This window comes from Gilvimarinus algae (genome assembly GCF_030518215.1).
GTDB classification, from domain to species: Bacteria; Pseudomonadota; Gammaproteobacteria; order Pseudomonadales; family Cellvibrionaceae; genus Gilvimarinus; species Gilvimarinus algae.
The window spans coordinates 43,778-69,124 of the sequence record NZ_JAULRT010000047.1 but is presented as its reverse complement, the minus strand read 5'-3'; the positions used below and the strand labels follow the sequence as shown (position 1 = coordinate 69,124).

Annotated in this window: 24 protein-coding genes; 10 read left to right on the top strand and 14 right to left on the bottom strand. The window is 57.4% G+C overall.

Features of this window, described 5'->3' with window-relative positions; translation table 11 throughout:
• Positions 1-10 precede the first annotated feature (10 nt).
• The gene (locus QWI16_RS06655) at positions 11-919 is read left to right on the top strand and encodes an MBL fold metallo-hydrolase (protein ID WP_302712008.1); all 909 of its coding nucleotides are present in this window, start codon (positions 11-13) and stop codon (positions 917-919) included.
• A 58-nt stretch (positions 920-977) separates the two neighbouring features.
• Here the strand turns inward: QWI16_RS06655 and QWI16_RS06650 are convergent, their stop codons facing one another.
• Entirely contained in the window at positions 978-1,613 is a 636-nt protein-coding gene (locus QWI16_RS06650; protein WP_302712007.1) for a DUF2799 domain-containing protein, read from the bottom strand.
• Positions 1,614-1,676: 63 nt separating this feature from the next.
• Between QWI16_RS06650 and QWI16_RS06645 the strand changes: the two genes are divergently transcribed.
• The 3 genes from QWI16_RS06645 to QWI16_RS06635 all read left to right on the top strand — a co-directional run bounded on the left by QWI16_RS06645 (position 1,677) and on the right by QWI16_RS06635 (position 4,447).
• The gene (locus QWI16_RS06645) at positions 1,677-2,591 is read left to right on the top strand and encodes a transporter substrate-binding domain-containing protein (protein ID WP_302712006.1); all 915 of its coding nucleotides are present in this window, start codon (positions 1,677-1,679) and stop codon (positions 2,589-2,591) included.
• Positions 2,592-2,614: 23 nt separating this feature from the next.
• Positions 2,615-3,934, top strand: coding sequence for a DUF945 family protein (locus tag QWI16_RS06640; protein ID WP_302712005.1), 1,320 nt, complete (start codon positions 2,615-2,617; stop codon positions 3,932-3,934).
• A 75-nt stretch (positions 3,935-4,009) separates the two neighbouring features.
• Positions 4,010-4,447 carry a Spy/CpxP family protein refolding chaperone gene (locus tag QWI16_RS06635; RefSeq protein ID WP_302712004.1) on the top strand — a complete coding sequence of 146 codons (438 nt, stop codon included), beginning with the start codon at positions 4,010-4,012 and terminating at the stop codon, positions 4,445-4,447.
• Positions 4,448-4,497: 50 nt separating this feature from the next.
• On the opposite strand, the gene QWI16_RS06630 is transcribed toward QWI16_RS06635, so the two are convergent.
• From QWI16_RS06630 to metG, 10 genes are all read right to left on the bottom strand, one after another.
• Positions 4,498-5,814, bottom strand: coding sequence for an ATP-binding protein (locus QWI16_RS06630; protein WP_302712003.1), 1,317 nt, complete (start codon positions 5,812-5,814; stop codon positions 4,498-4,500).
• Positions 5,811-6,476, bottom strand: a complete 666-nt coding sequence (locus QWI16_RS06625) for a response regulator transcription factor (RefSeq protein ID WP_302712002.1) — start codon at positions 6,474-6,476, stop codon at positions 5,811-5,813. Before QWI16_RS06625 ends, QWI16_RS06630 begins: the two co-directional genes overlap by 4 nt.
• A gap of 119 nt (positions 6,477-6,595) precedes the next feature.
• Positions 6,596-7,423 carry a mechanosensitive ion channel family protein gene (locus QWI16_RS06620; RefSeq protein ID WP_302712001.1) on the bottom strand — a complete coding sequence of 276 codons (828 nt, stop codon included), beginning with the start codon at positions 7,421-7,423 and terminating at the stop codon, positions 6,596-6,598.
• A gap of 129 nt (positions 7,424-7,552) precedes the next feature.
• Positions 7,553-8,269 carry an electron transport complex subunit E gene (locus tag QWI16_RS06615; RefSeq protein ID WP_302712000.1) on the bottom strand — a complete coding sequence of 239 codons (717 nt, stop codon included), beginning with the start codon at positions 8,267-8,269 and terminating at the stop codon, positions 7,553-7,555.
• Entirely contained in the window at positions 8,259-8,909 is a 651-nt protein-coding gene (gene rsxG, locus QWI16_RS06610) for an electron transport complex subunit RsxG (RefSeq protein ID WP_302711999.1), read from the bottom strand. Before rsxG ends, QWI16_RS06615 begins: the two co-directional genes overlap by 11 nt.
• Positions 8,909-9,961 (bottom strand): electron transport complex subunit RsxD, encoded by a 1,053-nt coding sequence (gene rsxD, locus QWI16_RS06605; protein ID WP_302711998.1) that lies wholly within the window; start codon positions 9,959-9,961, stop codon positions 8,909-8,911. The genes rsxG and rsxD overlap by 1 nt, the downstream gene beginning before the upstream one ends.
• A 12-nt stretch (positions 9,962-9,973) precedes the next feature.
• Positions 9,974-12,235 (bottom strand): electron transport complex subunit RsxC, encoded by a 2,262-nt coding sequence (gene rsxC, locus QWI16_RS06600; RefSeq protein ID WP_302711997.1) that lies wholly within the window; start codon positions 12,233-12,235, stop codon positions 9,974-9,976.
• 2 nt (positions 12,236-12,237) lie between these two features.
• Positions 12,238-12,873, bottom strand: coding sequence for an electron transport complex subunit RsxB (rsxB, locus tag QWI16_RS06595; protein WP_302711996.1), 636 nt, complete (start codon positions 12,871-12,873; stop codon positions 12,238-12,240).
• A 6-nt stretch (positions 12,874-12,879) separates the two neighbouring features.
• Positions 12,880-13,455, bottom strand: a complete 576-nt coding sequence (gene rsxA, locus QWI16_RS06590) for an electron transport complex subunit RsxA (protein ID WP_302711995.1) — start codon at positions 13,453-13,455, stop codon at positions 12,880-12,882.
• Between the two features lie 143 nt (positions 13,456-13,598).
• Complete coding sequence (metG, locus tag QWI16_RS06585; protein WP_302711994.1) at positions 13,599-15,605, bottom strand: methionine--tRNA ligase; 2,007 nt, start codon at positions 15,603-15,605, stop codon at positions 13,599-13,601.
• A 234-nt stretch (positions 15,606-15,839) separates the two neighbouring features.
• Between metG and apbC the strand changes: the two genes are divergently transcribed.
• The gene (gene apbC, locus QWI16_RS06580; RefSeq protein ID WP_302711992.1) at positions 15,840-16,943 is read left to right on the top strand and encodes an iron-sulfur cluster carrier protein ApbC; all 1,104 of its coding nucleotides are present in this window, start codon (positions 15,840-15,842) and stop codon (positions 16,941-16,943) included.
• Here the strand turns inward: apbC and QWI16_RS06575 are convergent.
• A complete protein-coding gene (locus QWI16_RS06575) occupies positions 16,930-17,811 on the bottom strand; it encodes a ChbG/HpnK family deacetylase (RefSeq protein WP_302711991.1) in 882 nt (293 codons plus the stop codon). The two genes, apbC and QWI16_RS06575, sit on opposite strands and share 14 nt — an antisense overlap.
• Positions 17,812-18,336: 525 nt before the next feature.
• Between QWI16_RS06575 and QWI16_RS06570 the strand changes: the two genes are divergently transcribed.
• The 3 genes from QWI16_RS06570 (at position 18,337) to QWI16_RS06560 (ending at position 21,077) form a co-directional block, all read left to right on the top strand.
• Entirely contained in the window at positions 18,337-19,224 is an 888-nt protein-coding gene (locus QWI16_RS06570) for a lytic polysaccharide monooxygenase auxiliary activity family 9 protein (protein ID WP_302711990.1), read from the top strand.
• 129 nt (positions 19,225-19,353) lie between these two features.
• On the top strand, positions 19,354-19,923 hold the full coding sequence (gene dcd, locus QWI16_RS06565) for a dCTP deaminase (RefSeq protein ID WP_302711989.1): 570 nt from the start codon (positions 19,354-19,356) through the stop codon (positions 19,921-19,923).
• Between the two features lie 248 nt (positions 19,924-20,171).
• Positions 20,172-21,077 (top strand): putative porin, encoded by a 906-nt coding sequence (locus tag QWI16_RS06560; protein ID WP_302711988.1) that lies wholly within the window; start codon positions 20,172-20,174, stop codon positions 21,075-21,077.
• A 63-nt stretch (positions 21,078-21,140) separates the two neighbouring features.
• Here the strand turns inward: QWI16_RS06560 and aroA are convergent, their stop codons facing one another.
• Positions 21,141-22,427, bottom strand: a complete 1,287-nt coding sequence (gene aroA / locus QWI16_RS06555) for a 3-phosphoshikimate 1-carboxyvinyltransferase (RefSeq protein ID WP_302711987.1) — start codon at positions 22,425-22,427, stop codon at positions 21,141-21,143.
• A gap of 69 nt (positions 22,428-22,496) precedes the next feature.
• On the bottom strand, positions 22,497-23,489 hold the full coding sequence (locus QWI16_RS06550; RefSeq protein WP_302711986.1) for a Gfo/Idh/MocA family protein: 993 nt from the start codon (positions 23,487-23,489) through the stop codon (positions 22,497-22,499).
• Positions 23,490-23,586: 97 nt separating this feature from the next.
• On the opposite strand from QWI16_RS06550, the gene QWI16_RS06545 reads away from it, so the two are divergent.
• Both QWI16_RS06545 and QWI16_RS06540 read left to right on the top strand, forming a co-directional pair.
• The gene (locus tag QWI16_RS06545) at positions 23,587-24,135 is read left to right on the top strand and encodes an NUDIX domain-containing protein (protein ID WP_302711985.1); all 549 of its coding nucleotides are present in this window, start codon (positions 23,587-23,589) and stop codon (positions 24,133-24,135) included.
• A 115-nt stretch (positions 24,136-24,250) separates the two neighbouring features.
• Positions 24,251-25,327, top strand: coding sequence for a porin (locus tag QWI16_RS06540; RefSeq protein WP_302711984.1), 1,077 nt, complete (start codon positions 24,251-24,253; stop codon positions 25,325-25,327).
• Positions 25,328-25,347 lie beyond the last annotated feature (20 nt).

Genomic DNA, 25,347 nt, shown 5'->3' with positions numbered 1-25,347 from the left:
CGGAGGATACATGAAACAGATTTGGGTGTTTTTATTGCTGTGCGCCAGCGCTTTCGCCCTTGCCGAGCAGCAGAGCGATATTCGCTTCCGCTCGCAAGAGCTGGCGAAGGGGCTGTACGTCATTACCGGTGAGGGCGGTTTTGCCGGCGGTAATATTCTGCTCAGTACCGGCGAAGACGGCACGGTCATGATTGACGATTCCATTCCACCGCTGCTTGGTAAGCTGCGCGCTGCGATCAAGGAAGTGGCTGGCACAGACATTGAGTTTTTGATCAATACGCACTTGCACGACGATCATACCGGCAACAATGTCAGCTTTGCTGAGACGGGTACTCGCATTATCGGTCATGACAAGTTGCGCGAGCGCATGGCGGAAAACACTGAAAAGCCCGCTTCTGCCCTGCCAGTGATCACTTTTTCTGACGAATTGAGTTTTTATCTCAACGGTCAGCCCGCCAAAGTCATGCACGTCGCCCGCGCACACACCGACGGCGATGCCATTATTTTCTTCCCCGAGGCCAATGTCCTGCACACCGGTGATGTGCTGTTTAATGGCTTGTTCCCGTTTATCGACCTGGACAGTGGCGGCTCGGTACAGGGTTACCTTGATGCTCAGGAGAAAGTACTCGAGCTTGCCGATGAGAATACCGTGATCGTTCCTGGCCATGGTCCGCTGGCAAAGGAAAGCGATGTGGAGCGCTCGCGGGACATGTTGATTGACGCGCGTCAGCGGGTGGCGGAAATGATTATGGATGGAAAAAAAGAAGAGGAAATCGTCGCGGCGAACCCGCTCGCCGATTATCACGAGAAGTGGAATTGGGGCTTTATCACTACGGAAAAAATGACCCGCACTCTACACCGGGACTTGCACATGCATGGCGATGGCTCCCATCAACATGGGCACCATCATCACCATTAATTCTTAGGGCGCAGTTGCTCTGCGCCCTAAGGCCTCTTTCAATAAGCGTTAACAGGCCCTAGTATCCCAGCTCGCGGTGGTACGCTTGTGTATCCGCCAGATCTCTGGCCAATACAGCGCGCTCGCGCTCTGAATAGACGATGCTTTCGGCGAGGCTTGCCGCTTCGCGCTCGTTGTCTTTGATGGCATCGAGGTGTTGCTGGCGCTCGGCAGGGCTCGAGGCGTGGTGTATCAACTGCTGCTCGTGATAGTCGGTGTCCTCGTCAAGCTCCTCAATGAGGTTGCGGTTGTCGTAAATCTGCTGGTCGAGAACACGCAGCGTCTCGCGCAAACGGTACAAGTCTCGCCCCAGCTGGTAGCTGCTGACAAACTCTTTGGCCTGTGCAGCGCCGCAAACATTGCGATACTCCGCACCGCTCAACCCCACTTTGTAGCCGTTGGCTGGCAGGCAGTAGCGTTCATGCCCTTCCGCCAGGCCTTGGCGATAGGCGTCGATCTCGGGCACGACTCGGGTTTTGGCGCAGGCTTCCCGGTGGCTGCCGATACGTGAGACATCGTAGCCTCTGCTGCCGTCTTCCAGGCCAATCAGATACCAATCGGCGTTGAGGCATTCTTCTTCGCTGAGCGTGGAGCAGGCACTGAGCGCCAAGCAAAGACTGACCGTTAGCAGGCGCGGTGGTAGAGTCGTATTCATAAGTCGTTCTGGGCTATTATGTGAGTCGAGGTAAAGTCCGGCCCCATAAGTGGAGGGCGCCTGATGCATAAAAATAACACATACCGGCGGCGGCTGCTCCTGTTGGCACTTTGTTTGAGCGGTGTGGCTATGAGCGTCGCTGACGATACCCTGCACGTTCGCTACTGGGGCGGCATACCCGGGCGAGTGGACTACGAGCTCGAGGTCTTACGCGCAGCGCTTAGCGCCGGGGGCGATAAACCTTTCGAGATCGTGTTGATCAGCGAGTCGCTGGGCAGCTTGCGCGGCCGGCAAGAGGTGGTGCGCGCAGAGGTGGTCAACGCTTACGCCTCTGGGTATCGGGTCGATGACCTGCTTGAGAGCGGGCAGCTGTTGGCGATCAAACAACCGTTATTGCAAGGCCTGTTGGGCTATCGCCTGTTGATTGCGCGCGCGGCAGAACTCGCGCGATTTGAGCAGGTCACTGAGCTGGCGGACTTGCGGCGCTTTACCGTGGGGCAGGGCACGGCCTGGTACGATAACGACATCTATCGCTACAACGGTATTGAGGTCAACGACAACGGCCGTTTCCCGCTCTTGCCCGGCATGTTGGCTCACGGTCGCTTCGATGCGCTGGCGCTCGGTATCATGGAGGCAGAGCCCGTTTTGCGCTCCAGCGAATACGGCTCGCAGTTGGCGATAGTACCCGACCTGCTGCTCTACTATCCGCATCCGCTGGTGTTTCACGTTAGCGCTAAGGCGCCGGAGCTAGCGGACCGCCTGGGGCGAGGCATGCAGATCATTCGCGATAATGGCACACTGGACGCCTTGTTTCAGCAGTACTTTGGTGAGATTATCGCAAGGCTACAATCGGGTTCGGCGCGCTTGATCGTGCTGGATCATCCGCACAAAAACGCAACCCTGGGGTTATCGGCTCCCGCCTTTGTTCCCGTTCAAAGCCCCAATCCAGCTGGCGCAGACGCAAGTGCATCGCATTAATCTACATTAACCAGGATCTACCTATGAAAAAACTGGCACTGCTGGCGGTACTGATTGCCGCCTATTTGGGGCTTACCTATTACGCGGGCGTGGTAGGCGAGGGCTACATTCGCGAGCAGGTACGTCTCAGCCAGGATCGCTCCGCTACCAGTGGCGTGACTCTGGAGTTAATCGATTATCAGCGCGGATTCTTTGCCAGTCAGTTTCAGTTGCAGGTGAATCTCGATCCCGACCAGGCGGCTTTTGAGCCTTTGGTTCTGACATCGACCACTCGCATGCGACATGGGCCGGTTATTCTTGCCGACGGGCTGCACTTTGGTTGGTTTTATGCCCGCTCGGAAAACAGTCTCTCCTCTGTCGATGCGCAGCAGCAAGCGGCCTTGCAAGAACTCTTACCTGAGGGTCTGGGGCGGATGACGCTGTTAGGTGGCTACACGGGCAGCTACGATTATGAGTGGAAAACCCCCGATATTGATGTGTCTCGCGATGGTAACCGCCTGCAGGTGGCTGGCGTGGAGATGTCGGGCAGTGGGCATTTTGACTCGCTCGACAGCCAACATTATTTTGCTACGGGTGTCTTGGAGTTAACCCTGAGTGACGGTAGCGAGGCTAGGCTGATGCCCATCAGCGGTGAGGCCAAAGTGCAGTTTGCCGGGGGAGATATCCCCCTGTCCAGTATTGCGATGAGCACCGAGCAAGTTGAGTTCAGGGGGGCATCGAGCGCGCCTGTGCAAGTGCATCAGCTGCAATATGCACAGGCGCAGACGCTGATGGATGGCAAGGTGGACACACAGGTGTCCTTTAAAGTGGCTCAAGTGGACGGGCTCTTGTCCGTTAGTAATATCTACTACGACATCAACCTCGCGCAGACTCGGCTTGAAGCCATACGCGCCTGGGGAGAATTGTCTGCCAAGTTGCAGCTGGCTGAGGAGACAGCCAGCCTTGAGCCCGAGCTTAAACAGGCAATTCAGCTGCTGTTGCACGAAGATGCTCGCCTGGATATTGCCATGGGCGCCGATATGCTCGACGGCTATGTGAAAACGGATATCCGTGTTGACTACGCACCGCCAGCGCAAGCGGTGGACATGTCGTCTTTGCCGCTGGCAGATTATCTCGGGCTGATTGAAGGCACTATGGAAATGCGTATCGCCGATAAGGTCATGACCGGCACACCGCTGATGTTTTTTTTGGCCGACTACATTGATACCTACATCGTGCAGGAGGGATCCGAGTATATTCTTCGCGCCCGGTTGAGCGGCGGGGAGCTCTTTGTGGCCGACACACCAGTGCCGCTGGCAATGCTTTTTCCTTACTGGTTTGCCGAGCCGGAAAGTTTTCAATAGTTTACATGGGACAACAGTGGTTTTCATGGCGCGGGGTACTCTGACGATGAGGTCAATCAACTACAGGAGATACCCATGAAACGAATGATTTCCTCGCTGACACTGTGTACCGCGCTGGCGTTGCCGTTCGCCGCGCTGGGCGCAGCCCCGGGTGAGCACTTTGATGGCACGGAGTTTTTGCTGAAAGATCGCGTGGCCGAAAAGCTCGAGCTTACCGATCAACAACGTAGCCAGATTCAGGTTTTAATCGACAACCATCGTGCGGTTTATCCGCCATCACGCGAACTGTGGCGAGAAAAGCGCGAGGCCGTAGAGGCGTTGATGCAAGCGGCAGAGTTTGATGAAGCCGCGGCCCGCGCACTGTTGGACGCCGATGATGAGCGGCGCCTCGCCGATATGAAGCTGCGCCACAGTCTCTCTCAAGTGCTTACCGACGAGCAAAAAGACACCTTGAAAGCCATGGGCAAGCGTATGAAAGAGCGCCGCTTCGGTGACAAGCCCCACCGGCACTGAAGCACTTGCGGTATACCTTTGTGAAATAATCGGCGCTTCGGCGCCGTTTTTTATGTGATGGCTCTGTTCAGAGAGAACTTAAGACCGCCCAGTGCCGATGGTTGAACCTGAATATGAATCCGCTGAGCCTGTGCCGCCGCCTGGACTATGGCGAGACCCAAGCCGATATTGCCGCCGTGCGAGCGCGCGCTGTCGCCCCGAAAAAACGGCTCGAAAAGTTTGTCCAGCTGATCGGCGGCCACGCCCGGTCCATTGTCCTCTAGTGTGAGCTGCCAGCGGTTTTCATCGACAGCAAGATGCACATGCACCTCGGTGCCGTAGCGGGTCGCGTTCGCCAGCAGGTTGTCCAGAATGCGCTGCAACAGCCGGGGATTGGCCAGTGCACGCGCCTGCTTGGGGCCGTGGTACACAAGCACCGGACCCGGCCGCTGAAAACGCCAGTCCTCCAGTGCCGATATCACTTGGGCGGCAATGTCCGTGGGTTCGTAGTCTTCCTGGTAGACAGAGCCCTCAAGCCTCGCCAGGGTCAATACCTGCTCAATCAAGTGTTCCAGAGTGTCACACTCTTTTTCGATTCGCTCGGTGTAGGTGTTGCTGTCGCGCTCCGATAACAGACCCGCGGCGAGCTTCAGGCGCGTCAGTGGCGAGCGCAATTCGTGAGAGACGTCCGCTAACAGACGTTGTTGACTGTTTATGGAAGCCTGCAGCTTCTCTGCCATGGCATTGAATTCGCGCCCGAGTTCACCCAGTTCGCCCTTGATGGGAGCGACCCGAACATTCAGGTCACCGTCACCCAGTTGCCTGGCGGCCCGGGATAGCAGGCGCACTGGCCGACTGAGCCAGCGTGCGACAATCAGCGACAGAGCCAGCACCAATAACATGGAAGCGAGTAGGCGCCAGTGGGGCGAGTCGTGCAACAGTTGTTTCCAGGGCGCGACCCGACGCGGTGGCATCACCCAAATGGCGAGCACATCTTGTTGACCTAGTTGCAGTTGAAAGGGACCAATGGCTTTGTGACCCGGGCGCAGGTAGAGCGTTCGAACCTCCTCGGCTTCGGCGAGTGGTGCCAGGCGCCAGTAGAGGCGTTTGTCGAATAAGGGTTGCAAGGTTTGCGGGGCGAGCAGTACCAGAGACTGGCCGTAGCGGTGGCCTTGTAGTTGCTCCGGGCTGTCAATATCACTGGCGCCGATCAGTTGCTGCAATCGCTCGAGCGCCCTCAGGTCGCGATCACTGGGCTCATGCAGGGTTTGCCGATCGTCCAGGTAGCGGCCAATAAAAAAGTTTGCCAGCATTAAGAGTGTCAAGGACAGCCAGAACCAGAGGAAAAGCCGGCCGGCAAAACCGCTGAACGGTGCGCGCCAGTTCACACATGCACCAGCAGTTGGTAACCGGTGCCGCGAATGGTCTTGATGGTTTCCTGTGGGTGGATATCGGCCATTTTTTTGCGAATGTGGGAGATATGAATATCGATGTGGCGATCAAACTGATGCAGCCGGCGCCCGAAGGCCTGTTCGCATATTTGGTTTTTGTCGACGATCTCCCCCGGGCGCTCGAAGAGCACGGATAAGACGCGGAACTCCGCTGCCGTCAGCGCCAGGGGCTCTGCGTAAAAGCTCGCTTCTAGGCTTGCGGGCTTAAGCACCAGCTGCCCGGCCGACTGGGGTTGTGGGGTGAGTCGGCGCAAGATCGCTTGAATGCGGGCGACCAGTTCACGGTGGGAGAAGGGCTTGGGCACATAGTCGTCCGCGCCCAGCTCAAGGCCGAGTACCCGATCAATTTCATCGCCGCGAGCGGTCAGCATCAGCACGGGCACTTGCGAGCGCAGTCGCAATTGACGTAACAGATCAAAGCCGTTCATACCCGGAAGCATCACGTCCAGAAGAATCAGATCGGGGAGGTGGTCGAGTGCGGTATCCAGACCTTTGGGGCCTGTGTGACTGGTGATGACCTCATAACCGTGCTCACTAAGATAACCGCCCAGTAGCTCGCACAGAGTTTCGTCATCATCAATAATGTGTATTTTGGTCATGCTCTGATTGTAGGGGGCACCGGCGACAGTTCACAGCGTTTTACCTTATTTTACGTGTGCCATTAATCTCAGGGAATAACGCAAAAGGGCCCTTGCGGGCCCTTTGAGATCGGATCAGCTCAGTTCTCGACCTTTTGCATATGGACATCCATTTGAGGGAAGGGGATGGTAATGCCCGCTTCGTCCAGTGCCAGTTTCATTTTTTCGGTAATGTCCCATTTCACAGCCCAGTAATCGGCGGTGTTGACCCAGGGGCGGACGACGAAGTTAACGCTGCTGTCGGCCAACTCGTTTACGGCGATGGTGGGCGGCGGGTCGGCCAGAACACGATCGTCAGCTTCAACCACCTTTCGCATCACCTCTTTGGCCTTGCGCAAGTCGTCGCCGTAACTGATGCCAAAGACCATGTCCACACGACGCGTGGGGCGCTTTGAGTAGTTGGTAATGTGGTCGTTGTAGATCAGACCGTTGGGTACGATCACCTCTTTGTTGTCCGGCGAGGTGAGAATGGTGGTGAAAATGCCGATGGTCACGACAACACCGGCGGTGCCGCCGGCTTCAACATAATCGCCCGAGGTAAAGGGACGATTCATCAGCAACATAAAGCCGGCGGCAAAGTTTTGCAGCGAGCCCTGCAGCGCCAGGCCGATGGCCAGACCGGCGGCACCAAGCACGGCAATAAACGAGGTGGTATCAACGCCCAGCTGATCGAGCGCGGCGAGGATAACAAAGATCAGCAGCAGCGCCTTGGCGATGGCCTGCACAAATTCGATCAGGATGTTATCAAGCTTGGTGCGTTTAAGTGCCTTGCCCAGCAGCTTCACCAGTATGCCCACAACAAAAAGACCGATGATAAAGACTGCCAGGGCCATGGCAATATTGATTCCCCAGGGAATCACATAGGTCTCCACAAGAGTGTTCATATCATCTTGGCTGAAATCAAGCATAGTGACTCCTTTAGGTCCATGGCATTATCGCCCGTGTGTAAACAGGATAATGTAGCCAATGATTATTGCCGCTTAGTGATAGGAGCGCAAGCCGGAAGTGCCACCGAAGACGGTGGCATAAAAAGTGGATCAGGCAATATTGCCGGTGGTTCTGACGCGCTTGCTGCCTTTTACGGGTTTTTCCTTGCGGGCAGCGGCACGCTCTTGCAGTCGTTTGTCTATGACGTTTTTCGCGGCAATCAGAAAGCCGGTGATGATAAACGCCCCGGGCGGCAAAATAGCGACGAGAAACCCAGGGTAGTCGGCGAAAACCGTGATGGTCCAGTCACGCGCCGCTTCACCCAGTAAGAGATGCATGTTGGCCAGCAGCGTGCCCGAGCCGAGCAGCTCGCGAATGGCGCCCAGAGTCAGCAGCACCAGCGTAAAACCCAGGCCCATCATCAGGCCATCCCAGGCCGCCGGCAGTACCGGATTTTTACTGGCATAGGCGTCGGCGCGGCCGAGAATGGCGCAGTTGGTCACAATCAGTGGAATAAAAATACCGAGAATAGTGTAGAGCTCGTAGGTAAAGGCCTGCATCAGCAGTTCAATACAGGTAGTGAGCGACGCAATAATCATCACAAACGCGGGCAGACGTACGGCATCGCTGACGGTTTTGCGAATGAGCGACACGGCAATGTTGGAGCTGGTCAGCACCAGCATGGTGGCTAATCCCAAACCCAGGGCGTTTACCACAGAGCCGGATACAGCGAGCAAAGGGCAGAGCCCGAGCAGCTGCACCAGTGCCGGGTTATTGCTCCAAAGTCCCTTTTTACTCAGTTCCTGCCACTCGATGCTATTCGCCATTGTCTTCTCCTGCCTCAGCGGGAATGTCAAATAACAGGTTGCGGTGTTTGGCCACCTGTTGCAAGACCCTTTTAACCTGAGCCGTTACCGCGCGCGGTGTGATAGTCGCGCCGGTAAATTGATCAAAAACGCCGCCATCTTTTTTTACAGCCCATTTTTCCGCCGGCGGCTCGCCCAGGCTTTTGCCATTAAAGCCCAGTATCCAGTCACTCTTGGCGAGGTCCACTTTATCGCCCAGCCCCGGTGTTTCTTTGTGGGCCAGGGCGCGCACACCGGCGATACTGCCGTCGCGGTTTACTCCGACAATAATGCGAATGTCGCCGCTGTAACCGTCTGGAGCCACTGCCGGCATAATCACGGCGATAACCTGGCCGTTGTTGCGAGCCCGGTGAATGGCCTCGGGCGTGTCGATCCCCAGCGCCGGTAACATGCTGACCGGGGTGGGGAGAGTGTCGTGCAGCAAATCATTGTCCACCCGGCTGGCCGGCACCAGTTCATAAAGTGCTTTCTCGGCGGCGGCGCGCTCAGCTTGGGCAATGCGATCGCGGGTGCTCACATTGGTCAGTGCGAGAACACCGGCCGTTACCAGCGCGAACACGCCCAGGAGCAAACTGTTCTTACTGATGGATGCTCCGAGCATTAGTCGTCCGCCTTTTTCGTGGCCCGCTGGGATTTTTTGTGTCCGTAGGTGCGGGGCAGGGTGTAATAGTCAATAAAGGGCGCCGCGAAGTTCATCAAGAGGACGGCAAAGGCGATGGCATCCGGGTAGTTGCCCCAGATACGAATGAGGTAGACAAGCACGCCGATGGCCGCGCCATAGATCAGCCGGCCGCGATTACTGACCGCCGAGCTGACCGGGTCGGTGACAATAAAAAACGCCCCTAGCATAGTGGCACCGGAGAACAGGTGAAATATCACCGAGCCGCCGCTCGTCGAGCTGCCGCCGTCGTAAAACAGGATCGCCATCAGCGAGAGCGACGCCAACATGGCCAGTGGTGCGTGCCAGGTAAAAATACGCCGGTACAAGAGGTAGGCACCGCCGAGTAAAAAGGCCAAGTTTACCCACTCCCAGCCGGCCCCGGCGAATTGCCCGGCAGCGAGGACCGGGTCCTGCAGGTAGAGGCTGTCGAGCATCAGGCTGGTGTTCTGCTTGACGGTATCGAGCGGAGTGGCAGCGGTGTAGCCGTCAATGGGTGCGCCCAGCCAGATTTTTTGCAGCGCCTCAACCAGCCCCGGTGTCTGCCCGCCGATATCCGCCGGTGCCGCCCATTGGCTCATGGGCAGCGGGAAGGAAATCAGTAGGACAACGTAGGCGACCATGGCCGGGTTGAACGGGTTAAAGCCCATACCGCCATAGAGTTGCTTGGCGAGAATAATCGCGGTGGCGCTGCCGAGCACCACCAGCCACCAGGGGCAGTAGGGCGGCAGCGCCAGGCCCAGCAGCACACCGGTGACGAGGGCGCTGCAGTCTTTCAAGTAAAACAGAACGGGCCGGCCGCGCAACGCCATGACTGCCGCTTCAAAGGCCATAGCTGAGAGGCTGGCCAGAATGACATTGTGCAGTGTGCCCAGACCAAAAAAGTAGGTCAGTACCGCAAGCCCCGGCAGCGTTGCCATCACCACAGTGCGCATTACCGCACCGGTACCGAGGGCCCGGTGGGTATGGGGAGAGGTAATGCGCAATAGTGCCATGGTGGTATCCGTTTACTCGTATTCGGCCAGCTGCTCGCGGGTAGCGCTCAGCTTTTCTTCCAGTTTGCTAACGCCGGTTCTAAAGGCGTCAATATTTTCATCCTCGTCCTGTTCGGCTTGCGCCAGCCGGGCGCGGGCTTTCTCCAGTCGGGCGCCGAGCGAGTCGAGCTGGTTGCGCAGCTTGTCCTCTGCACTCATGCTGGCCATGGCTGCCGCCTTGGCCTTGGCCTTCTCGATGGCGGCGCCGGCGGCGTCGTCCGAGGTGGCTGGATCTTTCGGAGTCGGTTCGGCTACGGTCGAGGGTGTAATCTCGGCCAGCTCGCTCTGAGTGCTGGCGATTTTGTCTTTCAGTTTGTCCACGCCTTGCTTTAAGGCGTCGAGTTTGTCCGAACCCTCTTGCTCGGCCTCTTTGACTTTTTGTTCGGCTTTTTCCAGGCGCTGATAGAGCGACTCCAGGCTCGAGCGCAACTTCTCCTCGGGGCTCATGGTCATTTTGGCCTTGGCCCGCTCGATGGCCGCGCTCACCGGGTCATGCGCGGCTTCGCCGCTCGCCGGTTTGTCATCGCTGAGCGCCGCCAGCTTTTTCTTTGCTTCTGTCACTTTGAGCTCGGCCTGCTTGATGCGCGAGGCCTGCTTTTCGAGCTGCTCATCGGTGGCATTGTCGATGGGCTTTTGCGCCTGCTTCAGGCTCTCCTCAGCCGAGGCCACCAGCCGCTCAAGCTTGGCGCGCTGTTGCTGGCTGTCCGGCGCCTGAGCCTGTACGCTGGCCTTGGCCTGCTCGACGATCGAGGGCTGCTTGGCTTTTTGCTCTGCCAGCTTTTTCTTCGCCTCTTCGGCCGCCTGCTTGCGCGCCAGGCGTTTGGCTTCTTTTTCTGCCTCTTCTTTGGCAATGCGTTCCTGGCGGAATTCAAAGCGCCGGCGCGAGCGATCGGACTTTTCTTTGTCGATACGGTGCTGGCGAATTTCGCCTTTGGCGGCCCGGTAATACTGCACCAGCGGAATGTGGCTCGGGCAGACGTAGGAGCAGGCGCCGCACTCGATGCAGTCAAACAGGTTGTGCGCTTCGAGCTTTTCCAGATCTTCGCTCTGGGCGTACCAGAACAGCTGCTGCGGTAGCAATTCCGCCGGGCAGGCCTCGGCGCACATGCCGCAGCGAATGCAGGCCATCGCGGGTTCGGGCGGTGGCAACTCTTTTTTGCTCGGCGCCAGCAAACAGTTGGTGGTTTTGATCACCGGCACCGAGGGGTCCGGCAGGGCAAAACCCATCATGGGCCCACCCATGACCAGCCGTGAGGCCTTTGTCTCATCAAACCCGTGCTGCTCCAGCACGTATCGCACAGGTGTGCCCAGCAATACTTCAATGTTGCGCTGGCGCTCCAGGGATTCACCGACAACCGTGGTGATGCGTTTTACCAGTGGCTCGCCATGGCGCAGGGCGCGGTATATGGCGGCTGTGGTACCCACATTCTGGCAGACCACGCCAATGGTGGCTGGAATCTGTCCCGAAGGCACTTCGCGGCCGGTGAGGATTTGAATCAGTTGCTTCTCGCCCCCGGAGGGGTACTTGGTGGGAAAGCTGACCACCTGAATCTCTGTGCCCTCGGCGGCCCGGCGCAGTTGCTCTATGGCCTCGGGCTTATTGTCCTCTACACCAATCACCACCCTGGCGGGGTGGTTCAGGAGTTTGGCGAGTATACCGGTGCCGGCAACAATGTCGTCGGCGCGCTCGCGCATCAGGATGTCATCGGCGGTGATGTAGGGCTCGCATTCGGTGCCATTGATAATCAAGGTATCAATGGTCTGATTGGCACGTGGGTTGAGCTTCACCGCCGCCGGGAAACCTGCACCGCCCAGCCCGGCAATACCGCAGGCACGAATGCGGGCGAGAATATCGCTCTTGTCCCGACTGGCGTAGTCCTCCCAGGGCGAGAGCTCAACCCAGCGGTCTTCGCCATCGGTATCGATAATGATACAGGTATCGCTCATGCCCGAGGGGTGCGGCACCCGGTGCTCGACAATCGCGGCGATGCGGCCGGAGGTGGGAGCGTGCACATTGGCGCTGAACACGCCGTCCGCCTCGGCAATCACCTGGCCACCCAGTACGGCCTGGCCAATCTCGACAACGGGCTTAGCGGGCGCACCTATGTGCTGACTGAGCGGCAGGATCAGCTGCGGTGGGATGTCGATCTGCCCCAGCGGCTCTTGCAGCGATTGGGTTTTGTTCTCCGGCGGGTGAACACCGCCGGGTATCTCCCAGACTTTAATCATTTCCATCGTCAGGCTGCTTCACCGGTTTTTTGCGTCTGGCCCCGACCGAGGTCGGTGGCGATCAGGTTTTGCGCCTGGGCGTGGCTGGTGGCCGGCAGCTCCCACTTCCAGTCTTTAATGGTGGTCTCTACCGGGATCATGTCAATGCAGTCCACCGGGCAGGGCTCGACACACAGGTCGCAGCCGGTGCACTCATCGGCAATCACTGTGTGCATTTGTTTGGCCGCGCCTAAAATAGCGTCCATGGGGCAGGCCTGAATGCACTTGGTGCAACCGATGCACTCGTCTTCGCGAATAAACGCTACTGTCTGCACTTCGGATTCTTCGCCGTGCTCTTCATCGAGCGTCGGGGCTTCCACATCGAGCAAATCGGCCAGCTCGTTAATGGTAGTCTGACCGCCGGGTGGGCACTTGTTGATGGCATCGCCATTGGCAATGGCCTGGGCGTAGGGTCGACAGCCGGGGTAGCCGCACTGGCCGCATTGAGTCTGCGGCAGTATCTCGTCGATTTGATCGACAATGGGATCCCCCTCCACTTTGAAGCGGACGGCGGCGAAACCCAGCAAGGCGCCGAATAGCAGCGCCAGCCCGATCAGGGCAACCAGCGCAGCGGCGATGGGGTTTTGTGCAATGGCGTCTAACATAAGCGTTTAAACCAACCCGGCAAAGCCCATAAAGGCCAGCGACATCAGGCCAGCGGTAATCATGCCAATGGCGGCACCTTTAAAGGGCGTGGGTACGTCGGCAACGGCCAGGCGCTCGCGCATGGCGGAAAACAGAATCAGCACCAGCGAAAAACCCAGCGCTGCGCCAAAGCCAAATAAGGTGGATTCGACAAAAGTGTGGGCTTTTTGTGTGTTTTGCAGGGCGACACCCAGCACGGCGCAGTTGGTGGTGATCAGCGGCAGAAACACACCCAGCACCCGGTAGAGCAGCGGGCTGGTCTTTTCTATAAACATTTTGGCCAGTTGTACCACCACGGCAATCACCAGAATAAAACTGATGGTACGCATATACTCAAGGCCCAAAGGCTGCAATACCCAGGTGGCTACCAAATAACTGCAAATGGAGGCGAGAGTCAGCACAAAGGTGGTGGCACTGGCCATGCCGATGGCCGTTTCCAGCTTGTTGGAAACGCCCATAAACGGGCACAGGCCCAGAAACTGGACCAGTACGAAATTGTTCACCAGTATTGTGCTGAGCAAGATAACCGCTAAATCGGTCATGCTGTTCACCTCTAAGAGGCTGACATATCAGCCAGTTCGCAAGGGCGCATTATCTCCAATGCACCCTCACAGGTTCAATATAAAAACGAGTCTCAATTAGGTTGATTGGGCATATGCTTATGAACGTCAGACGTTCATAAGCGCTACATCACCCTTTGCCCCGGCGCGGCGCCGGTGTCCGGCTCCAGCAGGTAGATCTCTGAGCCGCCGGGCCCGGCGGCGAGGACCATGCCCTCGGAGAGGCCAAACTTCATTTTGCGTGGCTTGAGATTGGCCACCATAACGGTCAGCCGGCCCTCAAGGTCTTCAGGTTTATACGCGGACTTGATGCCGGAGAATACATTGCGGGTTTCTCCGCCCAAATCCAGGGTCAGCTGGAGGAGCTTCTCGGCGCCCTCAACATGGGCAGCTTTGGCGATGCGCGCCACACGCAAGTCGACCTTGGCAAAATCGCCAAATTCTATTTCATCGGCGATGGGCTCATCGGCAAGCGGGCCGCTCACTTTGAGGGGAGCCTGTTCTTTGCTCGCTTCAATCATGGCGTCAACCTGTTCTCTCTCAACTCTTTGCAGCAGTGGTTTAAAGGCGTTGATAGCGCCGCTGCGATAGCCGACATCGCTTGCCCAGCTCAGGGTTTCCCCGAGAAACGCCTCGGATCGGGCAGCCAGTTGCGGCAGTACCGGTTTGAGGTAGACCATCAGCGCCCGGAACATATTGATGCCCAGCGAGCAGACGTCCACCACCTCTTGCTCGCGGCCCGGTTCCTTCGCTATTTTCCAAGGTTCGGCGGCGGCGATGTACTCGTTGGCCGCATCGGCCAGTGCCATGATCTCGCGCATGGCTTTGCCAAAGTTGCGCTGCTCATAGTGCTCGGCAATGTAGGGGCCAGCGCTGACAAAGCGACTCCAGAGCTCGCTATCGACCGGCTTGTCATTCAGCTGGCCGCCGGTCTTGGCGATAAACTTGGCGGTGCGGCTGGCGATGTTGACGACCTTGCCTACCAGGTCGGAGTTGACCCGGGCAATAAAGTCGTCGAGGTTCAGGTCCAAGTCGTCCACATTGGCGGTGAGTTTAGCGGCAAAGTAGTAGCGCAGGTACTCAGGGTCCAAGTGCTCCAGGTAGGTCTTGCCATTGATAAAGGTGCCGCGGGACTTCGACATTTTCTTGCCGTTGACCGTGACAAAACCGTGGACGTTCACCCGGGTTGGGGTGCGCAGCTCGGCCGAGTGCAGCATGGCCGGCCAGAAGAGGGCGTGGAAATTGACAATGTCTTTGCCGATAAAATGGTGGACTTCACACGGCGAGTCTTTTCGCCAGTACTCCTCCCAATCGAGACCCTGCTGGTCGGTGTAATGCTTCAAGCTGGCGATATAGCCGATGGGCGCGTCCAGCCAGACGTAAAAATACTTGCCCGGGTGACCGGGAATTTCAAAGCCAAAGTAGGGCGCATCGCGCGAGATATCCCACTCCTGCAAATCGGCGTCCAGCCACTCGGCCACTTTGTTGGCCACTTCGTCCTGCAAGTGGCCGGCGCGGGTCCAGTTTTTCAGAAACTCGGCAAACTCCGGCAACTTAAAGAAGAAGTGTTCCGACTCTTTGGGCACAGGGGTAGCACCGGTCAGCACCGAAACGGGGTCAATCAACTCCATGGGGCTGTAGGTGGCGCCGCAGGCTTCGCAGTTGTCGCCATACTGATCTTCGGTTTTGCACTTGGGGCAGGCGCCTTTGATGTAGCGATCGGCGAGAAACAGCTGCTTTTCTGGGTCAAAGGCCTGAATGATGGCGCGCCGGGCAATGTGCCCATTGGCTTCCAGGCGTTTGTAAATGAGCTCCGACAACTCGCGGTTTTCCGGTGAGTGAGTGGTATAGAAGTTGTCGTGCTGGATTAAAAAGCCCTCAGACACCGCTTTGTGGGCGGCGTGCATGTTTTCGATATGCTGCTCCGGGCTGATACCCTGCTCTTCGGCTTTTAGGGTAATCGCGGTGCCGTGGGCGTCGTCGGCGCAAAAGTAGTGGCACTCGTGGCCGCGCAGGTTCTGAAAACGCACCCAGATGTCGGTTTGAATCTGCTCCATGATGTGGCCCAGGTGCAGCTCGCCATTGGCGTAGGGAAGGGCACTGGTTACCATGATTTTGCGGCGAGTGGTCATAGCGTTCCTGTCGGTCTTGGCGCCCTGGCGGCGCAGATTCGTTGGGCCCCGGCGGGCAGGTGAAAAAAGGAGCGGCACTATAGCATTTTTAGCCCCGATTTTGGATGGCTAATCAACCGCTTAGGGCCCATCTGGCCGATGCAAGCGGGCTTTGCCTGGCTCTTGTGCACTTTTGCCGCGCGGCTGGCATTGCAAAGGCGCCCGACAGCCCCCACCAAGGGCACACAGAACACGATGAGAGAGACGATTATGGCCGATGTCGATATAAACGCCGTTCACACCGCCCTGGGACAGGTGCTGGACCCTGCGCTCGAGCAGTCACTGGCCGAGTTGGATGCAATCCGCAAGCTTGAGGTGAGTGGCGCCAGGGCCGAAGTAGAGCTCTGCCTCGGTTACCCCCTCGGGCGCGATGACACACTGGCGCGACGTGTTCGCGACGCTCTGGTGGCGCTGCCGGGCATCGACGAGGTGGGCCTGGTACTCGATTGGCAGATAGACGCACACCCGGCGGCCAACAGTGCCATGGCCATCCGGGGGGTAAAAAACATCATCGCCGTCGCCTCGGGGAAAGGCGGCGTCGGCAAGTCAACGACTGCCGCCAATATCGCCCTGGCGTTGGCCGCCGAGGGCGCGCACGTGGGCATTCTGGATGCCGATATTTACGGTCCGAGTCAGCCGCAGATGCTGGGTGTCGGTCAAAAGCGGCCGCAGGTAATCGGTGAGGGCAAGGCTCAACAAATGATTCCGATTCCAGCTCATGGCCTGCAGAGCATTTCCATGGGCTATCTGGTGAGCGAGCAGACGCCGATGGTATGGCGCGGCCCCATGGTCAGCGGTGCGTTAAAACAGTTGCTGACCCAGACCCGCTGGGATGAGCTGGACTACCTGATCATAGATATGCCGCCCGGGACCGGCGACATCGCTCTGACGCTCTCGCAGAGCGTCCCGGTCACGGGCGCTGTGGTGGTGACCACGCCACAGGATATTGCCCTGCTGGATGCCAAAAAAGGCATCGAGATGTTTCGCAAGGTGAATGTGCCAGTACTGGGAGTGATTGAGAATATGGCGGTTCACGTGTGCAGCGAGTGTGGCCACAAGGAGCATATCTTTGGTGCTGGCGGCGGCGAGCGCATTGCCGCTGACTACCAGACTCGCCTGCTGGGTGCGCTGCCCCTGTCGCTGGCGATCCGGCGTCAGGCCGATGGTGGTGAGCCCTCCGTGGTGGCAAACCCCGACAGCCCCGAGAGCCAGGAATACCTGGCCATCGCCCGCCGCCTGGCGGCAGAGCTCTGGCGGGCCAACCGCCGGGCCGCGCCGGTGACAATTATTGAGTCTTAAACGGGTTGGGCGTCTGGTGGTAGTTGATCAGCTCCATCTTGCCCGATTGAAAGCGCTGCCGCGCCTCAGGTGACAGCAGCATCTCCAGTTCTGTGGCCCGGTGCCGGGCCACCAGTGGCTCCATGTCTTCGGTGTTCATTATGGGATTGTTCAGGTCGATCAGTGCCTGCATTTCCGGGTGATTGCGGGCCGCATGAATAACCAGCACGTTGACCTTATCGGCGTTCAGCTCCGAATCCAGATGCTGTAAAAACCGCTGCTGCTTTTGTTCTATGGGTACATCGAACAGGGTGGTTACAGCCTCGCCCATGCGCATTGACATACGCAGCTGATACTGCTGCGCCAGCTCGGTCACTACTTGCTCGAGCTCGGGCGTCGCCAGGGCGGTGCGCATATGGTAGTCCACATAGGCGATGTCCAGGTCGGTTGCCAGTGCCCGCTGGATTTGCGCCTCAAGCTCGAGTCGCACTTCGTCGAGCTTGATGTCCTGAGCCAGAAACTCGGCCGTTGACGGGTAGAAGTAGCCGGTTTCGTTGATCAGGCTCGGCACTTCATTGCGTCCGGCGATAGGCCCCCAGCGGTAGTGGCGCCACTCGGCGTTAAGCGTTAGGTGGACGCCAACGGAGATTTGCGGGTTTTGCTTGAGAATCTCCACCCCTTCCTGGTACCAGGGGGTGGTAAACATCACTGAGGCGGCAAAGGGTATACCCAGCGCTGCCAGATCGCGGAGCCCCTGATTGGTCGCGTGGGTCATGCCAATATCATCCACCCTTAGAATTAAACGGAGCGGTTCGGCCACCACCTTTACTGACACAAGCGTCAGGCAGAAACAGACGACAATAAGCAGCGAGCGGGGAAGGGTATTCATGGTTTTCTCCTGATAAAAGAACTGTTATGGGGTGCAGTTTTGGCTGGCTTATCGCCCACCTGCCTCTCTCTTGCGCAACAAAGTGCGACAAATGTCGCACTTTCCGGTGGAAACTGCCGCGCTTTAATTGTCTGATTTAAAAAATTAATAAGAATAAATCCTAATTTTTATACAGTGTTAAAATTCCAATACGCTATATTGAAAATGAATAATGCGACAGAAAAACCCTTTTGGGCGGGAATAAGCCCAAAGGGGGTGCGACAATGTTACGCATTGACACAAACAAGTGCATGGGCTAGCCGTTATTAAGTAACACCGATTTTGCGTGTGTATTGTAAGAAAGTACCACGTGTGATTTCATCTTTCCCGTCCCGGCAGATAAAAACACTCTACCGGAGCCGACCAAAGGGTTGGTTGTGGCGTGTCATTTTTCTGCAATTTCGCGCCTCGGGGACAACGTTGTCAACGTCAGGCGCGATAAACGTACCTGTCAAAGCAAACATCCGCAAAAAGAGGGTTAATAGGATGAAATCTCAGTGGTTTACTCAAAAAGCGCTCAAAGCGACCATGATCGGTTGCTTCTCACTGGCCAGCGTTGCGGCGACCAACACCGCTATCGCTCACGGCACTATCACTTCACCTGCCAGCCGTATCTGGAACTGTAAGCAAGAGGGGCCGGAGACTCTGTCCTCTGCTGCGTGTATCGCCGCGAAAAACGAAAGTGGCACCCAGCAGTTCTACGACTGGAACGGTATCCGCCAGGGTAATGCCGGCGGCAACCACACCTCTGTTGTGCCCAACGGCGAGCTCTGCTCCGGTGGCGATCCGAACACCTTTGGTGGTATGGATCTGGCGCGCAATGACTGGGTAGCGACACCCGTCAACGGCAACCAGACTTTTACCTGGTACAACTCAGCCGCTCACGCGACGGCTTACTACCGTTACTACATCACCAAGCCTGGCTACAATCCGCAGCAACCGCTCGGTTGGGATGATTTGGAACTGCTGACCGAAACGCCTCCAGAAGCGGCCGAGTTCTACCCCTCGCATACCGTTAGCCTGCCTTCACGCAGTGGCCGTCATGTTGTCTACGCGGTATGGCAGCGCTCTGACAGCCCCGAGGCTTTCTACGCCTGTGTGGACGTTATGTTCAGCGGCGGACCTAACTCGTCGTCTTCCTCGAGCACAAGCAGCTCCAGCTCTTCCAGCTCTAGCTCAAGCAGCTCGACCGATCCCAACACCTGTGTGGGTGTGGCGAACTGGGATTCTTCAGCGGTTTACACTCAAGGCGATCAGGTGCGTTACAACAACACCCGTTACGAAGCCAAGTGGTGGACTCGTGGCGATACGCCAACCGAGCACGATGGCCAGTGGGAAGTGTGGATTAACCAGGGCAGCTGCTCAGGTTCTTAATCCTCGCCTATGAGGCACACCGGCCCCGGCAACTCAGGTTGCCGGGGCTTTTTTGTGGGCGCAGAGTTTCCCGCGAGCGCCAAAAACGCTATTATGCGCGCACATTTTATACGCCTCACGGGAGTTCCAATGAGTATCAAATCGGACAAGTGGATGCGCCGCATGGCGGAGGAGCACGGCATGATCGAGCCGTTTGAGCCGGGTCAGGTGCGATTTGATGAACACCAGCAGCGCATCGTCTCCTACGGCACGTCCAGTTACGGGTACGATGTCCGTTGCGCCGACGAATTCAAAATTTTTACTAACGTCTACTCCTCGGTGGTAGACCCGAAAAATTTTGATGAGAACAGTTTTGTCGATGTCAAAAACGATGTCTGCATTATTCCGCCCAACTCCTTTGCGCTCGCCCGAACCGTTGAATATTTCCGTATACCCCGCTCGGTGCTGACGGTCTGTTTGGGTAAGTCCACTTACGCCCGCTGCGGTATTATTGTCAATGTCACGCCGCTCGAACCCGAGTGGGAGGGGCATGTGACTCTCGAGTTTTCCAACACCACTCCGCTGCCGGCAAAAATCTACGCCAACGAAGGCGTGGCGCAGATGTTGTTTTTTGAGTCCGATGAAGTCTGTGAAACCAGCTACAAAGACCGCGGTGGTAAATACCAGGGCCAGCGCGGTGTGACCCTGCCAAAAACCTGATTCCTGATTGAAGAACCGCCCGCGCTTAATGTGAGCGCGGGCTCTAGTCTTTCGGGCCAAGCACTGAGAGTTTCTTTTTTTAACTCGGTTCCCATCGTTTTACCTGGCGCCTTTAATTTGTCAGGCTCTGCAACTTTTCATCTTTGCACCAGTCGTAAGGCTCGTTCACGTACGCGAAGTACGTGCTGTAACGAGAAGAGCTGATGTATCGGCCGTTAATTGGGGAGATTTATTATCAAGGAGATAGTATGCGTCGAATAACAACACCTTTCGCCCGCACCACTTTTGTCAAAGCGCCTCTGGTTGCGTGTGCTGTTTTTTCTCTTCCGGCATTTGCCGAACCCTATCAGTGGGAGGTTGAGGGTCAATACCAAAAGGAGGATCGCACATCCAGTCTGAGCAGCAGTGCCGATAAGTACAACCTCTGGGGTAAGTATTACTGGAGCCCCGTGGCAACCGACCAAGGGCCTCTGGCCGAGGCCGCCTTTCTCTCGCGCGCCAGCAATATCTCGCTCGCGCTCGGGCGCGCTTCCTACAGTATTGACTCTCGCTATGACTATACCTGTGCCGAGGGGCCGGATTGCCGGGCCAGACACTACGGTAGCTCGGCCGATAATACCCAGGCAACCCTCGGGTTTGAGTACTATCTGCCCGAATCATGGTTGTACTTCGCCGGTCGTTATCAGTATTCGGACAGAAGTTCGGACGTCCGGCTGGGTGTCAATGGCCAGGATACTTCCTATCAGTACACCAGCGATCACGATTACTGGTCAGCCTCGGTGGGGATAACACCGCTGGAGGGCTGGTTGCTGGCGGCGGAGTTTGGTGAAGGCGGCTACGGCTCGCTGTTTGAAGGCGAGGCCAATGTCAGCAGCAAATATCTGTGGCAGTTTGGTGGCAATCGGGCCCTGAATCTGGAGGCGACTTACTTTATCGACAACGGCTATAACGATTGGCAGGTCGGTGCGGACTATTATTTCAACAACACCCTGAGTCTGGGGGCGAGCTATGGTGACGATGAAACCGCAGAAATTCGATTGAAGAAGTTCGTGACCGACTCTATTGCCTTGGAGGCAAGTTACACAGATTTCGGTTCGCGCTATGGAATGGATCAGGGCGATGGCTTTTCGCTGGGGCTCACCGCCCGCTTTTGAGCTGAGGGGCCGCTATGCGGCCCCTGCTGTTATACGGCGCTTGCCCGATTGGCTTAATGACGATCAGGCCTTACTGATGCGCGCGAATTCGTCAAAGTAGGTGGGGAAAGTCTTTGACGTACATTTGGGGTCATTGATGACAATATCCGCCGCGCCAAAGCTGGCCAGCGAAAAACACATGGCCATGCGGTGATCGTTGTAGGTATCAATCGCAGCACTGCGTATCTCGGCGGGCGGTTCGATCACAATGTAGTCGTCGCCTTCCTCAACAGTGGCGCCCACTTTGCGCAGCTCCGTCGCCATGGCCGATAACCGGTCCGTCTCTTTGACCCGCCAGTTGTATATGTTACGGATGCGGGTGGGGCCCTTGGCAAAGAGTGCCGTAGTGGCAATGGTCATGGCCGCATCGGGTATGTGGTTCAGGTCCACATCTACGCCGCTTAACTTACCTGTGCCCTCGACTTCAATCCACATATCGGAGTAGGTGACCTTCGCGCCCATTTGCTCCAGCACCTCGGCGAATCGGGCGTCACCCTGAATGCTGGCGCTGCCCGTGCCGTGCACTCGTACCGGCCCCTTACCTATAGCGGCTGCGGCGAGAAAATACGAAGCAGAGGAAGCGTCGCCTTCCACCATGATCTCTCCTGGCGACAGATAGGTCTGGCCGCCTTTGATATCAAAAGATTGGTACTGATTGTTGGTTACGGCTACGCCGAACTTGGCCATGGTGTCCAGGGTAATGTCGATATAAGGTTTGGAGACGAGCTCGCCGTCGACGCGGATGCGGGTATCGCCGCTAAACAGTGGCGCCACCATCAGCAGGGCGGTGAGGTACTGGCTGGAAATATTGCCCTTAATCGACACCTCACCTCCGGCAAGCGGTTTACCCTGAATCTCCAGGGGCGGGAAGCCTTCGTCTTGCTTGTAGCTAATGTCAGCACCCAGCTGGCGCAGTGCATCGATCAGATCACCGATGGGCCGCTCGTACATGCGCGGCTCGCCGGTGATGGTGAATGTGCCCTCGCTCATGGCCAGTGCGGCTGTCAGTGGGCGCACAGCGGTGCCGGCATTGCCGAGAAACAGGGTTTGCGCCTCGGCGGACGAGAACGCCCCGCCCAGGCCCTTGAGCACACAGGTGCGCTTGTCCCCGGAGAGCTGGTAGCTCACACCAAGCGCCTGCAGCGCTGTGAGCATATGGCGCACATCGTCACTGTCGAGCAGGTTGGTGATGGTGGTTTCACCTTTGGCCAGGGCCGCCAGGAGCAATATCCGGTTCGACAGGCTCTTGGAGCCGGGCAGGGTAACTTCGCCTTTTACAGTGCGGATAGGCTTTAGCGTCAGGGTTTCCATGAATCTCGCTCGCTGGGTGAAAAAGCCGGCATTTTACCCAATGCCGGCTTCTGGTGCCATGACCAGCGGCTACTCAAAATCGTATTTCAATGGCAGCCGGGCGCGAATGGCATCCAGTACCTGCATAATGGCCACTGACTCGGCGAGCGGAATCACGGGGCTTTCCAGCAGGCCGGCGCGCAGACAGCGGGCGGCCTCCTCCACCTGATGCACAAAGCCGTTCTCGGCATTCTCGGCGCCGAAGCTACCGGTTTCGGTGTATTTGTCGCCTGCGATGCTGCGCAGGCTGTACTCTCCCTCGCCCTGGAAGTTGCGATAGCTAATCGTCCCCTCACTGCCGAAGAGCGTCATCTCCTGGCCGAGCATCAGATTAAAACTGGTGTTGACGGTCGCGAGAATCCGGTTGCCGAAGCGCAACTGAAAACTGGCGACTTCATCGACGCCGGTGTCGGTGAACAGGCAGTGGGCGCCGATTACCTCGGGTACCTCTGCCAACACACAACTGAGCATGCTCACCGGATAAATACCCATATCGAGCGTGACACCACCGGCCAGTGAAGGATCAAACAGTCTGCCGCGATAGCACTCGGGCGAAATACCGCCAAAGGTGACGTGTGCGGTCTTGATGTCGCCAATGGCGCCCTCGGCGAGATGCTCTTTGAGCGCCTGCATGCTCGGTAAAAAGCGTGTCCAGATGGCCTCCATAACAAAGCAGCCTACCTCGCGCGCTTTGTCCGCAATGGCCTGGGCTTGCCGCGCGTTGACGGTAAAGGGCTTTTCAATCACCAGGTGTTTGTGATGATCAAGCGCCAGCAGCGCGTTGTCGCAGTGAAGGTTGTGAGTCGTGGCGATATAAACCACATCGATATCGCGGCGTGTGAGCAGGCTTTCATAGCTCTCGGCGCCGATGGCATGAACTTGGGCAAAGGCTTTAGATTTTTCCGGCGTGCGCGAAGCCACCGCCAGCAGTTGGTTGCCCGGCGCCTGGGCAATGGCGTCGGCCATTTGATGGGCGATAACGCCGGCGCCGAGAATTCCCCAGCGAATGGTCTGTTCTGTCACTTTAGGCTCTCCAGTGTTGTTTTGCTGAAAGTTTGCGACACAGGGGGATATGCGGTCAAATAGTGCAGAAGTCTCTTATCAAATATTAACCGGATCTATGAGCGATATTATTCAGCTGGACTCTAAAGAAGTGTACAAAAATCACTGGATGCGCGTGCGCGAAGATCGCGTTGTGCGCCCGAGCGGTGCCGAGGGCATCTACGGTGTGGTGGAAAAGCCGGATTTTGCCGTTATTGCTGCCATTGAAGCGGGCGAGATTTATCTGGTACAACAGTATCGCTACACCGTTGGCGGCCGTTATTGGGAGATGCCTCAGGGCGCCTGGGAGCAGCGGCCGGATGCCGACCCCGCCGAGCTCGCCGCAGGCGAGCTTAAAGAGGAGACCGGGCTCGAAGCCGGTAGTCTCACCCATCTTGCCCATCAATATCTCGCCTATGGGTTTTGCAACCAGGGCTATCACATTTATCTGGCGCAGCAGTTACGCCAGAGTGAGCGAGAGCTGGATGCCGAAGAGGAGGACCTGATCGTGCGTCCTTTCCCGCTCGCCGATGTGCATAAGATGATTGTCAACGGTGAGATTAAAGACGCGACGACCGTCAATGTCTGGGGTTGGCTGCACTTTACCGGTCACCTCAATGGTCTATAGTCTAAAGGCGGACGTAAGACCACTCTCTATTGAGCGCTGAGCTCGATTGTCAACGCGCTGCAGGGTCGGCTAAACGCTGGCTGCTGCACAAACACACACCACGAAAGGGATGCCGATGGCTACTAACCTCTATTCGCGCTTGCTGGTTGCCACTGCCTTAGTGGCGACCCTGCCTGCCTATGGCGAGACAAGCTTGTCCGCCGGCGTCTGGGGCACTTACCAGTATTTGCCCGACGACGAAGCCAACAAGAACAGTGGCGGTGAGTTCACCGGTGAAGCCTTGATTCTCTACCTCGACGGGGCGGGTGAAGCCGAGGACAACTGGCTTTACTCGGCGGAGTTTCGCGCCGGCCCCGGCAGTTTCACCGACCCGGAAAACAACTCCACCGGTGATGAATACACCCTGCACAAAGCCTGGGTTGGCTGGCAAGTGGGCGATACCGGTTTGCTGACGGTAGGTAAATCTCAGGTTCCCTTTGGCTGGAAAACCGTTAATTTCTGGCCCGGCGATCTGTTGCTCGCCGGTTACGGCGATCAAATGGACGTCGGTCTCAAATGGAGCGGTACCGCCTCTGCCATCAACTACGATCTTGCCTATTACCACGCGGATGACTGGGGCAGTACCAGCACGGATACCGTGGACGACAATGGCCACTGGGGCAGTGCAAGCACCTATCGCAAAGTCCAAACCCTGGTGGGTAACCTGCAGTGGGCGCCACTCGCCAATCACCGCCTGGGGCTCTCGGTGCAAAGTGGCAAACTGCAGGATTTAAGCGGTGACCCGGACCGGCCGACCTCCGGCGAGCATCAGGCGGCGGTCGCCTATTACGAAGGTGAAGTGGGCGATTTTTACTCCAAGGCCTCCTACATCGCTCAGTCGCGGGACCTGCCCACCGGTTACGTGGCCTCTTCGGGCGTAGCGGCCGAAGTGAAAAACCAGCGCTTGGCCGTAGAAGTGGGCTATAACCTCGGGCCCTGGGCGTTCTACCTCGATGCCACGGCCGCCGAGCCGGATACCCGAGATTCCGGCGCGGGCACTGTGACGGCTTTTGCGCCCGGTGCGCGCTACAACTATGGGCCCGGTTGGATTTACATCGAGTACCTGACCCAGGACGGCTATGTGGACCGCAACGGCCAAGTAGGGGAGGGCGACTTCGAAGCGCTCTACGTCTCGCTGGATTTTTATCTGTAATCGTTAAGTACTTGCAATAC

Excerpts from the sequence above, each read along its gene's own strand:
- QWI16_RS06655 (WP_302712008.1), top strand. The coding sequence starts at position 11 with ATGAAACAGATTTGGGTGTTTTTATTGCTGTGCGCCAGCGCTTTCGCC.
- QWI16_RS06650 (WP_302712007.1), bottom strand. The coding sequence starts at position 1,613 with ATGAATACGACTCTACCACCGCGCCTGCTAACGGTCAGTCTTTGCTTG.
- QWI16_RS06645 (WP_302712006.1), top strand. The coding sequence starts at position 1,677 with ATGCATAAAAATAACACATACCGGCGGCGGCTGCTCCTGTTGGCACTT.
- QWI16_RS06640 (WP_302712005.1), top strand. The coding sequence starts at position 2,615 with ATGAAAAAACTGGCACTGCTGGCGGTACTGATTGCCGCCTATTTGGGG.
- QWI16_RS06635 (WP_302712004.1), top strand. The coding sequence starts at position 4,010 with ATGAAACGAATGATTTCCTCGCTGACACTGTGTACCGCGCTGGCGTTG.
- QWI16_RS06625 (WP_302712002.1), bottom strand. The coding sequence starts at position 6,476 with ATGACCAAAATACACATTATTGATGATGACGAAACTCTGTGCGAGCTA.
- QWI16_RS06620 (WP_302712001.1), bottom strand. The coding sequence starts at position 7,423 with ATGCTTGATTTCAGCCAAGATGATATGAACACTCTTGTGGAGACCTAT.
- QWI16_RS06615 (WP_302712000.1), bottom strand. The coding sequence starts at position 8,269 with ATGGCGAATAGCATCGAGTGGCAGGAACTGAGTAAAAAGGGACTTTGG.
- rsxG (WP_302711999.1), bottom strand. The coding sequence starts at position 8,909 with ATGCTCGGAGCATCCATCAGTAAGAACAGTTTGCTCCTGGGCGTGTTC.
- rsxD (WP_302711998.1), bottom strand. The coding sequence starts at position 9,961 with ATGGCACTATTGCGCATTACCTCTCCCCATACCCACCGGGCCCTCGGT.
- rsxC (WP_302711997.1), bottom strand. The coding sequence starts at position 12,235 with ATGGAAATGATTAAAGTCTGGGAGATACCCGGCGGTGTTCACCCGCCG.
- rsxB (WP_302711996.1), bottom strand. The coding sequence starts at position 12,873 with ATGTTAGACGCCATTGCACAAAACCCCATCGCCGCTGCGCTGGTTGCC.
- rsxA (WP_302711995.1), bottom strand. The coding sequence starts at position 13,455 with ATGACCGATTTAGCGGTTATCTTGCTCAGCACAATACTGGTGAACAAT.
- metG (WP_302711994.1), bottom strand. The coding sequence starts at position 15,605 with ATGACCACTCGCCGCAAAATCATGGTAACCAGTGCCCTTCCCTACGCC.
- apbC (WP_302711992.1), top strand. The coding sequence starts at position 15,840 with ATGAGAGAGACGATTATGGCCGATGTCGATATAAACGCCGTTCACACC.
- QWI16_RS06575 (WP_302711991.1), bottom strand. The coding sequence starts at position 17,811 with ATGAATACCCTTCCCCGCTCGCTGCTTATTGTCGTCTGTTTCTGCCTG.
- QWI16_RS06570 (WP_302711990.1), top strand. The coding sequence starts at position 18,337 with ATGAAATCTCAGTGGTTTACTCAAAAAGCGCTCAAAGCGACCATGATC.
- dcd (WP_302711989.1), top strand. The coding sequence starts at position 19,354 with ATGAGTATCAAATCGGACAAGTGGATGCGCCGCATGGCGGAGGAGCAC.
- QWI16_RS06560 (WP_302711988.1), top strand. The coding sequence starts at position 20,172 with ATGCGTCGAATAACAACACCTTTCGCCCGCACCACTTTTGTCAAAGCG.
- aroA (WP_302711987.1), bottom strand. The coding sequence starts at position 22,427 with ATGGAAACCCTGACGCTAAAGCCTATCCGCACTGTAAAAGGCGAAGTT.
- QWI16_RS06545 (WP_302711985.1), top strand. The coding sequence starts at position 23,587 with ATGAGCGATATTATTCAGCTGGACTCTAAAGAAGTGTACAAAAATCAC.
- QWI16_RS06540 (WP_302711984.1), top strand. The coding sequence starts at position 24,251 with ATGGCTACTAACCTCTATTCGCGCTTGCTGGTTGCCACTGCCTTAGTG.